Origin of the sequence: Streptomyces sp. NPDC048417 (assembly GCF_040651615.1) — a bacterium.
Taxonomy (GTDB): Bacteria; Actinomycetota; Actinomycetes; order Streptomycetales; family Streptomycetaceae; genus Streptomyces.
On sequence record NZ_JBEZKI010000062.1, the window covers coordinates 1 to 13701 of the forward strand.

Here is a 13701-nt window from a genome sequence, read left to right on the forward strand (position 1 = left end):
CCACGGATTCCCGGCCCAAGCCCGTGCCGCGTAGCGGCACGGCAACAGGTCGAGAAGGCCAGAATCCTCGGGCTTCAGCCCGAGGAGCAAGTCAACAGGTGAGGGCGTCCGCCGCGTTGTCCTGCCAGTAGGTGACGGTGGCGGCGCTGTTGAAGAAGATGCCGCCCTTCGGCAGCTTCAGGGTCTTCTCGTTGTTGATCGCGTTGCCCTTCCTGTCGGCGAAGAACACGCCCAGCGTCTTCTCCTTGGCTCCGCCTTCGCCCTCGGGGGTGGACGTCGTGATCCCCGCGTACGCGGACTGGCCGTGCTCGAGTGTCACCACGGCCTGCGGCGTGGTCTCCTCGGCCCACGGCAGGGGCGCTTGGGCGTCGGCGCCGGCCCTCAGGTAGGGGGCGATGTAGGCGTAGCAGGGCTTGGTGCCGGTGTTGGTGGCCTTGAGCAGCAGGTGGTTGATCGGGCGGGACACCTCGGTGACGGTCAGCTTGGTGTTCGCCGTGGTGCAGGTGACGACCGAGGGGGCCTTCTTGGTGGCGGCGGAGGCGGTCTGCGCGGTGGCCTGGAAGCCGACGAGCGCGAGGGCCGCGGCGACGACCATGGAGGAGGCGGCCGCGCGGGAGACGAAACGAGTGGCGATACGCATGAGTGGACTGCTTTCTCCGAATATCCGGAATGTGGTCTTCCGGTTGTGGGCGGTGCCGGTCGTCCTGTCCTGGGTGTGCTGTGTGTGGTGTGCGTGGGCGCGCCGGAAGTGCGGGCCCTGGACGCGAGGTTGAGCGAGGGCGATCGCCGTGTCCGGTGCGGCGCCCTGCTCGGATGACCAAAGCCTGTGCCATGCGATGTTCCATCCGCCATTCCCTACGGGAGTTTCGGGATGCTGGAATGATCGAACCAGCTCTGAACTGCGGAAACGTGACCTTCCTGGGATGCCGAATGGAATGGAGGAGGGTGGGGGAGCCCTGTCGGGACCGCCGGTTTTGGTGAGGCGTGCAGGCGTGAACACCTCGACGCCGACATCGACCTCGGCTTGGGCGGACAGGAGTTGAGCTCTCGTCAGGACGGATGACCCGTCGCGTGGCTCAGGGCACAGGGAGGACACCACCGGGGAAATGCGCGGCTCCGTTTCCGCGGCGGCAGGCCCTAGTCTGATCCCCGTGAGGCAGGCAGGCGCTGGGAAGGACGATCGGCGATGACGCCCCTGAGCACCGGGGACCCGGAGGCCATAGGCGGGTACACCCTTCTCGGTCGGCTCGGGACGGGCGGCATGGGAGTCGTCTATCTGGGAGTCTCCGCCTCGGGACGGCAGGTCGCGGTCAAGCTCGTACACGGGCCGTACGCCCAGGAAGAGGAGTTCCGCACCCGCTTCCGGCAGGAGATCGCGGCGGCGCGCAGAGTGAGCGGCGCCTTCACCGCGCCGGTCCTGGACGCCGACCCGGACGCCGACCGGCCGTGGATGGCGACGCTCTACGTGCCGGGGCTCAACCTCGCCGAAGTCGTCGAGAAGGACGGCCCGCTGAACCAGCGGCAACTGCGCGCGCTGGGGCTGGGGCTCACCGAGGCGCTGCGCGACATCCACCGGGCGGGCCTGGTGCACCGGGACCTCAAACCGCGCAACGTCCTGATGACCGAGGACGGGCCGCGCGTCATCGACTTCGGCATATCGCGCGCTGCCGACAACCAGAACCTCACCACGACCGGGCGGATGATCGGCACTCCGCCCTTCATGTCGCCCGAACAACTGGCGGCTCCCCGGGACGTCACCCCGGCCTCGGACGTGTTCTCGCTGGGGTCGCTGCTGGTGTTCGCGGCCGTCGGCACGGGACCGTTCGACGCCGACAGCCCGTACATAACCGGCTATCAGGTGGTGCACGGGACCCCGGACCTCGGCGGGGTGCCCGAGGCGCTTCTGGGCGTTGTCGAGCGCTGCCTGGACAAGGACCCGGCCGCACGGCCGGAACTGACGGACATACACCGCATGCTCCAGGCGCTGCCGGAGTCCGACGTCACCGGCTCTCCGAAGACCGGACAGCCCGCGAGCCCCCGGCTCCGCCCCGCTTCCGACAGCCCGGCCACCACCTCAGCGGGCGCCGCGGCCGGCACGGGCACCGCCTCCGGCACCGCCTCCGGCTCCGGCACCGCCTCCGGCTCCGGCACCGGCTCCGGCACCGCCTCCGGCTCCGGCACCGGCTCCGGCTCCGGCACCGCCTCCGGCTCCGGCACCGCCTCCGGCTCCGGCTCCGGCTCCGGCAAGCGACGCCGAGTCCGGATGCTGCTCACCGGCCTCGGCGCGGTGCTGGCCGTCACCGCGCTGTGTGTCGGAGTGGGTGTCTACGTGTCCGATTCGGACGCCACCGCCACCGCCTCCGACGCCACCGCCCGCGCCGCGTCCCTGCCCGCCGGCTGGCGGCCGTGGCGCACGGAGCTGCGGCACGACGTGAAGGGTGTCCCTCTCGACTACAACAGCCCCGGATGCGTGGCGGCAGGAAGCGCCCTGTTCTGCGGCGGTACGGGCCTCACGGTCGCCAGGGTCGACGCCGCCTCCGGCCGCACCCTGTGGCGGACCGGCACCCGCCCTCAGGGGGCACAGCCGATCGGCGTTCGCGACGGGCTGGTCTACGTGTACGAGGATCCGGACGACAACACCAGGCGCGTGGTGGCCCTCGACGCCACGACCGGGCACCGGCGCTGGCAACGCGACATCAACAAGTCAGAGTCCGCGGTCCTGTACGACGGCGGATTGCTGACCCTGTCCCCCGACTACTCGTCGTTCGTGGCCTACGGGCCTTCCGGCAAGGAACTGTGGCAGGCGCCCTCGCTGGACGAGTACTGCACTCCGTCGGTGCTGGGCGGCGTCCCCTACGCCCTGTGCTCGCAGGGCACCGAGCCCGGCCAGGCCCCGGTCGAGCTGATGAAGCTCGGACCCGGCAGCCTGACCGAAACCGCCAGGCTCCCGAAGAAGGCGGAAGCGCTCGGCACGGTCGGCGGGCAACCCCTGTTCCTCGCTCCGCAGACCGCGAAGGACGTGTACGAAGCCGGATACGAGCGGCCGTACAACGCGCTGCTGCGGGTGGCGTCGGAAACCGGGAAGGTCACACGGGTACCGCTGGCCCGTCCGCTGACCGGCGCGGCCACCCTCGTGGACGGCGTCGTCTACTTCGTCCGGTCCGACGGGTCGGTCACCGCGGTGTCGGCGGACAGCGGCAGACAACTCTGGCAGAAGGTGACGGACGTGGAGAGCCTGTCCGCGCCCGCGGTGTCTGCGGCGCACAAGCGGGTCTATTTCTCCAACCGCTTCGGCCGTCTGCTGGCCCTGGACAGCCGCACCGGAGCGGAGGCCTGGCGCACCTCCGCGCTGGCCGACCCCGGGGACAAAGCGCAGAGCTACCCGCCGCGCGTGCTGCTCGTCAAGGACGCGATCGTGGCGATGGCCGGCGACACGGCCTTCTCCCGGAGCCCGGACGGGCCCACCTGACGGGCCGAGGCAGTCGCCGCGCACCCGCAGGTGTCCCACCGCAGCGGCGGGTCGCCGTGCTGCGGTTGTCGAGGTCCTCCGAAAGTTGTCGGGTCCGCCGGCGTCTCGTGCGCCGCGCCCGCCCGTCGAGGACTCCGGCCGACCTCCTCCGCGCCCCCTTCCTCGGCAGTGAGCCGGAAGACGATGCGGAGAGTCGGACTCGGGATGGCCTCGTCCTTCGGGGGCATCCGGTAGGGCATGGCTACTGGATCGGCAACGGCACGCGGACGCGGTCAGGTTCGACGTGCGGCGAACAGCAAGGCGATCGCGGCAGCGGCCCGGGCAGGCTTCGTCGCGCGCGGGGTCATCTACGCACTGATCGGCGTTCTCTCCCTGCGGATCGCCTTCTCCGGCGGGGGCAAGCAGGCCGACCGGGGCGGCGCGGTCGCCGAAATCGCCCAGAAGCCCTTCGGCACCGTACTGCTGTGGCTGCTCGGAATCGCCCTGGCCGGGATGGCCCTGTGGCGGCTGTCCGAGGCCGCCTTCGGACAGGCGGGTCCCGATGGCGGAGAACCGGGCAAGAGGGCGATGGCCGCGGGCCGTTCCGTCTTCTACGGATTCGTCGCCTACTCCGTGCTCTCCTACGCGGCCGGGGACAGGAGCAGCGGCAGCGGCAGTTCCGACAAGAACTCCCAGGACGTCACGGCGAAGGCCTTGGACTGGCCCGGCGGGCAGTGGATCGTCGGCATCGCGGGTGCCGCGGTGACCGCTGCCGGCCTGTGGATCGCCGTCCGGGCCGTCATGCGCAAGTTCGAGAAGCACCTCAGGATGTCGGAGATGTCACAGAAGACACGTAAAGTCGTCTCCTTCTTCGGCATGTTCGGCGGTACGGCCCGGGGCGTCGTCTTCGCCACCGCAGGCTGCTTCGCCATCGCCGCGGCCGTCCAGCACAAGCCCGGCAGGGCCAAGGGCATGGACGACACCCTGCGTACGTTCGCCGACACCCCGGCGGGCCCCTGGTTGCTGGCGTTGACAGCGGTCGGCCTCATGGTCTTCGGGGTCTTCTCCTGGGCCAACGCGCGCTGGCGCGACGTCTGACAACCCGCCCCGGCGAAAGGCCGGACCCGCCCGACGCCCGCACACCTGGCCAAGGGCCGCCGCTCTTCATCGAGAAAGGAGCACCGGACGAATCTGATGCGGCCGGCATCGGGATGACATCGCCGCTTCGGGGAACTCGGCAGCTACCAGCACGATTCAGGGAATTCCAGGAGGTAGGAACATGCTCGCTGTCGGAATCATTCTGCTCGTCGTCGGGTTCGTCACGGGGATATCCATCCTGTGGACCCTCGGCATCATTCTGGCCGTGGTCGGTGCGGCCTTCTGGATCCTGGGATCCATGGGGCACGCGGTGGCCGGCCGACGCCACTATTGGTGATGGTCTCCGGCACCGGACGCCGTACCTCTGACCTCGCGTGTCAGGAGGTGAGGACGGAGATGCCGTCCCCGAGAAGTTTCAGCCCGAGGACGAAGAACAGGACCGCCATCACAGCGACGTTGTGCTGAGCCGCCCAGTCCTTCCAGTTGCCGAGCGTGGTCCTGGCGCGCTCACCGCCGAGCAGGAAGACTCCCAGCGGGACCAGCAGGCCGAGGGTGGCGATCACGACGAAGATCGCCAGAGCGCCGATCTGCTGCCCGACCGGTATTCCGGCCGAGCCGATCGCGGCGCCCGCGGCGATGGTCAGCGGGGCGTTCTTGGCGTTGAGCGCGGCCAGGGCCAGTCCGAGTGCGAAGACCTTGACCGGCGTGAGGCTGTCGATCGCACTCATCCACTTCGGCAGCCGGGCCTGTGAGGGATCCCTCGGACGCCGGTGCCATTGCCGGGCGCCGAAGAGGACGAGGAACAGGCCGAGGGCGAGTTTGAGGGCTCCCACCCAGGTGGCCGGGTGCTTGTGGCTGGAGGCGCCTGCCGGGGAGGCGATCGCCAGCATCACCGCGCCCAGTACCGCGAGTCCCAGGATCCAGCCGACGGTGAAGAGGACGCCGTTGAGACGTCCCCGAGGCGTGGCGAGGATGAGGATGACGGCGATGATGGGGAGCGGGCTGACCGCGACGCCGGCCGCGAATCCCAGTACGTCACCGAGAACTGCGCCCATGGTTGCCTCCGCGTGGGGTCTGGGGGGCGATCCTGCCGAGTAGGGCTTGGGGCGAGAGGGTGCTCCGACCGCTGCGGCGGCGCGGCAGGACGGCGTGCGGTCGGCTGCGTCACCGTCTTCGCGGCCGTACGGAAGCGGCTGCCCGCGGCCGTACGGAAGCGGCTGCCCGAGAAGGACGACGACGGACGACGTACTCGGCACGTCCCACTGGTCCCATCTTCCTGCGCCCGGCCGGATCTGTCCTCGGGAGCGTCTCGGGGCGGGAGGGGGCAGCCCAGTCCGGGCCGGGGTGCCGGGGTTTTCCCGGGATGCGAGGCGGCGTGTCCGTGGTGAGGATTGACGTGTGAGGGCGATGGCGCCTCATGTTCGGGCGCTTGGTGCCCCTCGCACCGATCCGTGGCGGGAGAGTCCCACGATGACTGCGACGACAGGTGCAGCCCAGTCAGCTCACCCCGAGCGACCGGGCAGGTCCGACGGGGTCTGCAGCGAGTTCACCGTATTCACCAAGATCAAGCCGGGCCATGCGGATGCGCTGCGTGAGTTTCTCGCCGCGTCAACCAGCGGGTCGAATGACGAGAAGGCCCATGCGGCGTTGCGTCAGATCGGCACGCTGCACGAAGGACGGTACGTGATCTTCGACGACGACACTCGGTTCATGTTCGCCAGCTCCTTCGATGGCTCCTGGGACACCTACATCGACGACTTCGCCAAGACGGTCATAGCGTCCCGCTTCGACCAGGTCTTCTCGCACTGCGAAGGGTTCCCTGGCGTCCATGATCCAGGGGTGAAGGACTGGTTCCTCGCCCACCAGGTGCCCGCCGGGATCTTCAACTCCTCCTATCCCGATCTGACCGTGCAGCAGATCTGGAAGGACCACCGAGTGGACGAGGCGTTCGAGGAGGTGCTGGACACCCCCGAGTTCCGGGCGGCGCTGGACAACCCGGCGAACGCCGAGTTGCTGGCCACGCCGGCCTTCCAGAAGCTGCTGGAGGAAGCCGCGGCCTAGAACCCGGACACAGCCAGCCCTCAGAGCCGACCCGTCATCGGTCAGCCGCGTCGGCTGGTGGGAGTCGGCCCTTGCGGGGCTGCCCAGGCAGACACCGATGTGGAGGCACAAGCGAGCATGAACACGACGGCAAGCAGCAGCGCGGCCAGCGTGCACGTCGAGATCGACGACGTCCAGAGCGGGGCGCTGCGTCCACGGCCTGTGCCGTACGAGGGGAAGTTCGTCTTCCTGCGCGTCGATGACCGCAATGCCGGGCGCGCTCTGCTGCGGCGGCTGCTCCCGGTGACCGCGGGTGGTCTGCCCAGCGTGGACCGGAGCCAGGATGCCTGGGTGGCGGTGGCGTTCACCTATCAGGGGCTGAGGGCCCTGGGGGTGCCCCAGGAGTCGCTGGACAGCTTCCCGCGGGCGTTCCGCGAGGGCATGGCCGCGCGCGCGGAGCGGATCGGCGACGTCGGCGAGAGCGCCCCGGCCCACTGGGAGGCACCGTTCGGAACGGGCGACGTCCATATCGCGTTGAGCGCCCTCTCCTCCGACGCGGCGCAGCTGGACCAGGAGCTGGAGCGGGCCCGCGCCGCCTACGAGAACACCCCCGGTGTGCAGGTGATCTGGCAGCAGGCGGTCCAGCAGCTCCCGACCGGGCGCACCACCTTCGGCTTCCGTGACGGCATCAGCCATCCGAACATCGAGGGCGTCGGACTGCCCGGGTCCAACCCGCAGGAAGCCCCCATCAAGGCCGGGGAGTTCATCCTCGGCTACCCCGACGAGACCGGTAACCCGGCGCCCATGCCCAGCCCTGACGTGCTGGGGCGCAACGGGACCTATGTGGCCGTGCGGAAGGTCCACACCGATGTGGCGGCCTGGCGCCGCTACCTGCGCGCGAACAGCGCCGGCGCCGAGGAGGAGGCACTGCTGGCGGCGAAGATGGTCGGGCGCTGGCCCAGCGGGGCGCCGCTGGCGCTGACGCCGGAGCACGACGATCCGGAGCTGGCGGCCGATCCGCACCGCGTCAACAACTTCCTGTACCGGGAGAACGACGACCGGGGGTACCGGTGCCCCGCCGGTGCGCACATCCGGCGTACCAACCCCCGTGACGCCACCATCATCGGCGACGCGCGGATGCACCGCCTCATCCGTCGCGGCACCACCTACGGGCCGCCGTTGCCCGAGGGCGTGCTGGAGGACGACGGCGCCGACCGGGGTCTGGTCGGCGTGTTCATGGGGGCCCATCTGGAACGGCAGTTCGAGTTCATCAAGGCCGAGTGGGTCAACGACGGCAACTTCATCGGCTACCCAGGCGAGAAGGACCCGGTGGCCGGGCATCACGGCGGGACCGGCAGCGTCACCATCCCGGAGAAGCCGGTCCGGCGTCGCCTGCGGAACCTGCCCAGCTTCGTGGTCACCCGCGGCGGCGAGTACTGCTTCCTGCCGGGTCTGCGTGCCCTGCGCTGGCTGGCCGAACTGGAGGGCTGACGGCGATCGCCCACTCCCTGAGGTCCGATCACGCCCGCCGAGGAGAGGCCGCAGTCATGGCAGCACAGTTCGTCCGCTACACGCCCGACGTCGAAGACGACGCCCCGGACTTCGACCGCGACGTGCAGACGGTGATCGAGAGGACCGAGGGCTACATCGCCGAGTCCGTCGAGGCCGGCGGCACCGGGCGGGCCCTTCGCGACGCCCATGCCAAGGGTTACGGGCTGGTCCGAGGGGAAGTGGAGATCCTGGACGGGCTGTCCCCCGAGTACGCCCAGGGCATCTACGCGACCCCGGGAACCCACGACGCGCTGATCCGCTTCTCCAACGGCTCGCCGCACGCCGGAGCCGACGCACGGCTGGGCGCCGCCACCGGACTGGCGCTGAAGATGTTCGGCATCCCCGGCCCGACCCTGCTGGAGGACGAACCGGACTCGGGCACCTTCGACTACGCCAACATCAACGGACCGGTCTTCTTCTGCAACACGGTCGAGCACTACCTCTTCATCCAGGAGCTGTTCCTGAACGCGCCGGCCTACTTCTCCCAGGGCCGGCCCGGCGCACATCGTTTCTTCACCGAGTTCGTGACGGGGAAGGGAACGCTGGACCAGGACAACTGGGCGTGGGACGAGTTCCTGGCCTTCCTGCGCCTGTCGAAGACCCCTCCGGCAAACGTGCTGCTGTCGAGCTACTGGACGATGGGCGCCGTCCGGCACGGGGACCACATCGCCAAGGTGCGCATCACCCCCGACCCGTCCTTCGCCGCCGCGGTGGTCAGGCGCGACATCGACCCGGCCTCGGCGGCGGAGGTGTTCCGACCGGCCCTGCAAGCCGAGTTGCAGGAGCGGCCCTACGCCTTCGACATCCAGGTCCAGCTCTGCACCGACCTGGCGCGCATGCCGGTGGAGGACACCACCGTGGAGTGGCCCGAGCAGCTCTCGCCGTCCGTCACCGTGGCGAAGCTGCGGCTGCCGCGGCAGGACATCTCCGAGCCGGAGAACCTGGAGAAGATGGACGCGCTGTCCTTCACGCCCTGGCGGGTCACCGCCGAGCACGCGCCCCTGGGCAACATCATGCGGGCCCGCAAGGAGGTCTACCGGCGATCCTCCATCGAGCGCCACACACTCAACCAGCAGCCCCGCACCGAGCCCCGGAGCGCCGACGACGTACTTCGCCGCACCACATGAGCACCGGTTCGAGGCAAGCACCGGATCAGGGCAAGCACCGGATCAGGGCAAGCACCGGATCAGGGCAAGCACCGGATCAGGGCAAGCACCGGTTCGAGGCAAGCACCGGATCAGGGCAAGCACGGGATCGAGGACAGCACCGGATCGCGCGGCCCGGTCCCCCACGACGGGCACCCCGAGGAACCTGGCCGCGGAGATGATCCGGTGGCCGCGCCGACCGCGGGCGGTCGCGGGCAGATGATGGCGGGTATGCGTATCCGTATCGACGCCGTCGACCTGCCCGGCCGCACCCGCCCGGCCCCCGCCGACAACGACGGCCCCGCGTACGCCGACATCCATGTCGCCGTGCAACGCCGTGACCGTCCGGGCGAACTCCTCGGACCACAGCCCGGCGACGCCGCGTCCGCGACGTGGACCCTGGAGTGCACCGCGACGGCCACACCCGACGGCATCGATGTGACAGGCCCGTATGTCCAGCACCGCCTGGGCCGCCGGTTCGTGTACCTGTCCTGGTGCACGGTCGACGACTCGGGCGTCTTCAGCATGTTCCGCCGCGCCAAGCTCATGCTCGACGCCGTCCCCGCCGACGTACTCGCCGCCGCCGCGCACCACGGCCTGCTGGTCGGCCGTCTCGGCCTGACCGGCGCGGACGGCGGTCCCCTGTGCGCACGCGTCGAGCCCCCGCACATCACCTGGACCGCCGAACCCGGCGACCAGGGCGGGCTGCCCACCGGGCCATGAGGACACGATCCCCGCTCGGTGACGGCCGATCGCCCCTCTGACCCGTCCTCAGCCAGGTGAGCCGTCACAGAGGTCGAGGATCTTGGTGAACGGTCTGCGGAGCAGTACGGCCACCGGGGCCGCGTCGTCCCTGGTGTACCGGGCCAGTGCGGCGCGGGCGGCGGCCGTGTCCTCGTGGGGGTCCCGCCCTTCGAGGAGGGCTTTCAGGGCTCGTCCGGTGGCCTCGGCGACCGGCAGGAGGGCTGTCCGGGCCCGGGAGAGGGCCGGGGTGGGGCCGTCGCGCGCGGTGAAGAAGTCGACCTCGGCGGCCAGGGCGAGGAGGTGGGGTGCGGCCTGGACGGCGCGGCCGATCCGGTCGCTCAGTTCGGTCACCTCGGTCCGGTGGCGCCGGCGCAGCGGATTGAACCGCATGGCCTTCTCCGCTTCCCGGGCCTGCTCCCCGTAGCGGCGCAGCCGGTCCGCCTCCGCCCGCGTGTGCGTCCGGTTCGCGTACGCGGCGTCCGGTGAGCCGATCGCGCGGGTGCTGCGTACGAGGCCCTCCGTCAGATCGTCCGCGTACTCCCGTGCCAGCGTCGCCGCCTCCCGGCGGGGGTTCCGCGGCCAGAGCAGCGGACCGAGGACGGCGGTGACCGCGCCGCCCAGCGCGTTCTCCCATAACCGGGCGAAGCCGTACGACTCCGGTGACGGGTTGGCGAAGACCAGCAGGGAGGTCACCGCGACCTGCACGTTCAGTGTCGTGCCGGAACTGATGACGGTCCCGCACAACAGGGCCAGGCCCATCACGACGGCGAGGACGGCCGTGGTCGGCCGGAAGAAGTGGACCACGGTGACGCCCAGGGCCACTCCGGCCATCACGCCGAGGATCCGCAGCAGCAGTGCCGTCAGGGAGGAGGCGGAATCACCGCGCAGGCACAGCAGCGGAACGATGGCGGCGAACACCGGCGGCTGATCGGCACCGGCCCACAGCGCGGCCTGCCAGCAGAGCACCGCGATCACCAGAATCCGGGCCGCCGTCGACCCCTGCGCCCGGAGCCTGGAGCGCACCCGCGTCCACGGCGAAACGCCCGTCACCTGCCCACCATAGGCACACGGCGCGACCCGCCGCCCGCCGGTGTACGCCCCGTGAACGGGTGGCTCAGGCGGCTCAGGCGGCTTCGCGCGCCGCCTGGGTGAGCTGGTCGACCTCCTTGGGGTCGAGGGTGAGCCGGGCGGCGTCGACGTTCTCGTCCAGGTGCGTCACACGGGAGGTGCCGGGGATCGGCAGCATGACCGCCGTGCGGGCCAGCAGCCATGCCAGCGCGACCTGACCGGGGGTGGCCTCGTGCCGTTTGGCGATCGTGTCGACGAGACGGCCCGGCTCGACCAGCTCGCCCGCGGCGACGGGCGCCCACGGGATGAAGCCGATGCCCTCGCGCGTGCAGTGGTCGACCACGTCCTCCGACGTGGGGTCGGTGAGGTTGTAGCGGTTCTGCACGGTGACGATCTCCGCGATCCGCCGGCACTGCTCGATCTCGTCCACCGTGACCTCGGAGAGCCCGATCGCCACGATCTTGCCCTCGTCCTGGAACTTCTTCAGCTCGCCGATCTGGTCCTCCAGCGGCACCTTCGCGTCGATGCGGTGGAGCTGGAACAGGTCGATACGGTCCAGGCCGAGCCGCCGCAGGCTCATCTCGAGCTCCTGCCGGAGGTACTCGGGCCGTCCGACCGGGGCCCACTCGTCCGGGCCCGAGCGGGTGAGGCCCGCCTTGGTGGCGATCAGGACGTCGTCGGGGTACGGGTGGATCGCCTCGCGGATGATCTCCTCGCTGACATGGGGACCGTACGAGTCGGCGGTGTCGATCAGCTGGACGCCCAGTTCGACGGCACGGCGGACGACCCGCCGGCACTCCTCGCGGTCGGCCGGCTCGCCCCAGATGCCGGGTCCGGTCAGCCGCATCGCCCCGAAGCCCAGCCGGGCCACCTGCTTGCCGGCTATCTCGAAGGTCCCTGACTCATGTGCGATCAGCGTGTCTTCGGTCATGACTTCCACGCTACTCCCGCACCGGGAATCCGCCTGGGCGCAGCCGTACCGGCCTGCGTGCGCGGAGGGCCGCACCGCCCGGTGTACGCACACCCGGCGGGACAGACCCGTCCCGCCGGGTGTGTCCCGTCTACCGCATCGCCTCCGGCCGCAAGGGCTGAGGGGGCCTCAGGAGGGCTTCTCCCATGGGCCGGTGCTGTGTCCGTACGTAGCCGTAGACCACCGAGGCCATCGCCAGCAGGAGAAGCGGACCGGACGCCCACGCATGCCTGGCCATCTCCAACGGCAGCCAGCGGTACGACACCAGGAGCGCGACGAAGACGGTCGCGCCGTAGGCGGCGAGCCGGAGCCCCGACCGGTCCCAGCCGCGGTCGAACGAGCGCAGCGTCGCCTCGACCGTGAGCGTGAACACCACGCCGGCGACGAGGTCCACGCCGTAGTGGTAGCCGAATCCCAGCGTCGCGGTGAGGGTGGCGACCAGCCAGAACGCGCCGGCGTAGCGCAGCAGGCGCGGGCCGTTCCGGGAGTGGATGAAGATCGCGACGGCCCAGGCCGTGTGCAGGCTGGGCATGCAGTTCCGCGGGGTGAACGCGTCGAAGGGCATGGGGCGCGGGGGACCGACCGGCGGCGTCGTCCGCGGCCACCAGTCGGCCACCGCCCAGTGGCCGGGGCCGAGGCCGTGGTCGTGGCCGTGGCCGTGGATGTGGCCGCCGGGCGGCGGGTCCGGCCACAGGCTGACCGAGGCCCAGTGCTCGGCACCGGTGCCGTAGGCGAAGACCGGTCCGACCACCGGGAAGATCATGTAGATGGCCGGCCCGAGGAGGCCGATCACCAGGAAGGTGCGGACCAGGTGATGGCGCGGGAAGCGCCGTTCGACCGCCACGTGGCGCAGTTGGTACAGCGCGACGACGACCGCGGCCACGGCGAGCTGGCCGTAGACGATGTCGAGGAGGTTGAAGCCGACCGGACCGGTGGCGGTGACGATCCGGCCGACCAGCCACGACGGTTCGCTGAGCGCGTGATCGGCGGTTGCCACGTACTGGTCGAGTACCGTCGGGCGGGTATTCGAGGTGAGGAGCAGCCAGGTGTCGCCGGTCTTGCGGCCGGTCACCAGCAGCAGGCCCAGTCCGACGCCCTTGAGCAGCAGGACCCGTTCCCGGCCGGTGCGGCGGGTGACCGCTGTGACCGCGTGGCCCAGGATCACCCACAGGGCGCCGTTGCCGAAGGGGTGGCCGTGGGTGGCGGGGGCGTCGAGCGCCCACCGGACCGCCGCGATGACGATGTCGATGCCGATCGCGGCTGCGACGGCGACGAACCGTTGCCGCCAGGTGAGCACCGTCATCATCAGCGCCATGCCGGCGTACAGCAGGAATCCTGATTTGGGGGCGAAGATCACCTCCCGTGCCTGGTCGGTGATCGGCCCCGGCAGGCCGTAGCGTCGTGCGGCGATCTCGAGTGCCAGGAGGAACCCGAGGACCGCGACACCCGCCACGGCCCAGGGTCTCGCCCCTGGCCGACGCCACAGGGAGAGCGGCGTTCCGAAGCTTCTTCGCGAAGGAACCCGCGGTGGTATGGATTTCAATGTCCGGCCGATTTGTTAGACGACGACACCTGTCCGATGAGGGAAGACGGAAGGATCACCTGCCGGGTTCCGGTCTCGTTCAGGAAAGACCCCC

General features: G+C 70.5%; 12 protein-coding genes. 7 read left to right on the plus strand and 5 right to left on the minus strand.

The window, feature by feature from the left end:
* Positions 1 to 91: 91 nt before the first annotated feature.
* Positions 92 to 640, minus strand: a complete 549-nt coding sequence (locus tag AB0D59_RS49625; RefSeq protein ID WP_362579328.1) for a DUF4232 domain-containing protein — start codon at positions 638 to 640, stop codon at positions 92 to 94.
* Between the two features lie 546 nt (positions 641 to 1186).
* On the opposite strand from AB0D59_RS49625, the gene AB0D59_RS49630 reads away from it, so the two are divergent.
* From AB0D59_RS49630 to AB0D59_RS49640, 3 genes are all read left to right on the plus strand, one after another.
* Positions 1187 to 3469 carry a PQQ-binding-like beta-propeller repeat protein gene (locus tag AB0D59_RS49630; RefSeq protein WP_362579331.1) on the plus strand — a complete coding sequence of 761 codons (2283 nt, stop codon included), beginning with the start codon at positions 1187 to 1189 and terminating at the stop codon, positions 3467 to 3469.
* Between the two features lie 237 nt (positions 3470 to 3706).
* Entirely contained in the window at positions 3707 to 4546 is an 840-nt protein-coding gene (locus AB0D59_RS49635; RefSeq protein ID WP_362579334.1) for a DUF1206 domain-containing protein, read from the plus strand.
* A gap of 181 nt (positions 4547 to 4727) precedes the next feature.
* The gene (locus AB0D59_RS49640) at positions 4728 to 4883 is read left to right on the plus strand and encodes a DUF6131 family protein (RefSeq protein WP_362579336.1); all 156 of its coding nucleotides are present in this window, start codon (positions 4728 to 4730) and stop codon (positions 4881 to 4883) included.
* Positions 4884 to 4923: 40 nt separating this feature from the next.
* Here AB0D59_RS49640 and AB0D59_RS49645 read toward each other — a convergent pair whose 3' ends face one another.
* Positions 4924 to 5601 carry a GAP family protein gene (locus tag AB0D59_RS49645; RefSeq protein WP_362579339.1) on the minus strand — a complete coding sequence of 226 codons (678 nt, stop codon included), beginning with the start codon at positions 5599 to 5601 and terminating at the stop codon, positions 4924 to 4926.
* Positions 5602 to 6016: 415 nt separating this feature from the next.
* Between AB0D59_RS49645 and AB0D59_RS49650 the strand changes: the two genes are divergently transcribed.
* The 4 genes from AB0D59_RS49650 to AB0D59_RS49665 all read left to right on the plus strand — a co-directional run bounded on the left by AB0D59_RS49650 (position 6017) and on the right by AB0D59_RS49665 (position 10005).
* Positions 6017 to 6607 carry a hypothetical protein gene (locus tag AB0D59_RS49650; RefSeq protein ID WP_362579341.1) on the plus strand — a complete coding sequence of 197 codons (591 nt, stop codon included), beginning with the start codon at positions 6017 to 6019 and terminating at the stop codon, positions 6605 to 6607.
* 117 nt (positions 6608 to 6724) lie between these two features.
* Positions 6725 to 8077 carry a Dyp-type peroxidase gene (locus tag AB0D59_RS49655; protein WP_362579344.1) on the plus strand — a complete coding sequence of 451 codons (1353 nt, stop codon included), beginning with the start codon at positions 6725 to 6727 and terminating at the stop codon, positions 8075 to 8077.
* A 56-nt stretch (positions 8078 to 8133) separates the two neighbouring features.
* Positions 8134 to 9264, plus strand: a complete 1131-nt coding sequence (locus AB0D59_RS49660) for a catalase family protein (protein ID WP_362579347.1) — start codon at positions 8134 to 8136, stop codon at positions 9262 to 9264.
* A 249-nt stretch (positions 9265 to 9513) separates the two neighbouring features.
* Entirely contained in the window at positions 9514 to 10005 is a 492-nt protein-coding gene (locus AB0D59_RS49665; protein WP_362579350.1) for a DUF5990 family protein, read from the plus strand.
* Between the two features lie 48 nt (positions 10006 to 10053).
* Here the strand turns inward: AB0D59_RS49665 and AB0D59_RS49670 are convergent, their stop codons facing one another.
* The 3 genes from AB0D59_RS49670 to AB0D59_RS49680 all read right to left on the minus strand — a co-directional run bounded on the left by AB0D59_RS49670 (position 10054) and on the right by AB0D59_RS49680 (position 13517).
* Complete coding sequence (locus tag AB0D59_RS49670; RefSeq protein WP_362579353.1) at positions 10054 to 11076, minus strand: FUSC family protein; 1023 nt, start codon at positions 11074 to 11076, stop codon at positions 10054 to 10056.
* A gap of 73 nt (positions 11077 to 11149) precedes the next feature.
* A complete protein-coding gene (locus tag AB0D59_RS49675) occupies positions 11150 to 12025 on the minus strand; it encodes an aldo/keto reductase (protein WP_362579355.1) in 876 nt (291 codons plus the stop codon).
* Between the two features lie 130 nt (positions 12026 to 12155).
* Entirely contained in the window at positions 12156 to 13517 is a 1362-nt protein-coding gene (locus tag AB0D59_RS49680) for a DUF5933 domain-containing protein (RefSeq protein ID WP_362579358.1), read from the minus strand.
* Positions 13518 to 13701 lie beyond the last annotated feature (184 nt).

Bases quoted from the DNA above. Each gene is read 5' to 3' on its own strand.
- AB0D59_RS49675 (WP_362579355.1), bottom strand. From the start codon at position 12,025: ATGACCGAAGACACGCTGATCGCACATGAGTCAGGGACCTTCGAGATA.
- AB0D59_RS49630 (WP_362579331.1), top strand. From the start codon at position 1,187: ATGACGCCCCTGAGCACCGGGGACCCGGAGGCCATAGGCGGGTACACC.
- AB0D59_RS49655 (WP_362579344.1), top strand. From the start codon at position 6,725: ATGAACACGACGGCAAGCAGCAGCGCGGCCAGCGTGCACGTCGAGATC.
- AB0D59_RS49665 (WP_362579350.1), top strand. From the start codon at position 9,514: ATGCGTATCCGTATCGACGCCGTCGACCTGCCCGGCCGCACCCGCCCG.
- AB0D59_RS49635 (WP_362579334.1), top strand. From the start codon at position 3,707: ATGGCTACTGGATCGGCAACGGCACGCGGACGCGGTCAGGTTCGACGT.
- AB0D59_RS49650 (WP_362579341.1), top strand. From the start codon at position 6,017: ATGACTGCGACGACAGGTGCAGCCCAGTCAGCTCACCCCGAGCGACCG.
- AB0D59_RS49625 (WP_362579328.1), bottom strand. From the start codon at position 640: ATGCGTATCGCCACTCGTTTCGTCTCCCGCGCGGCCGCCTCCTCCATG.
- AB0D59_RS49640 (WP_362579336.1), top strand. From the start codon at position 4,728: ATGCTCGCTGTCGGAATCATTCTGCTCGTCGTCGGGTTCGTCACGGGG.
- AB0D59_RS49645 (WP_362579339.1), bottom strand. From the start codon at position 5,601: ATGGGCGCAGTTCTCGGTGACGTACTGGGATTCGCGGCCGGCGTCGCG.
- AB0D59_RS49660 (WP_362579347.1), top strand. From the start codon at position 8,134: ATGGCAGCACAGTTCGTCCGCTACACGCCCGACGTCGAAGACGACGCC.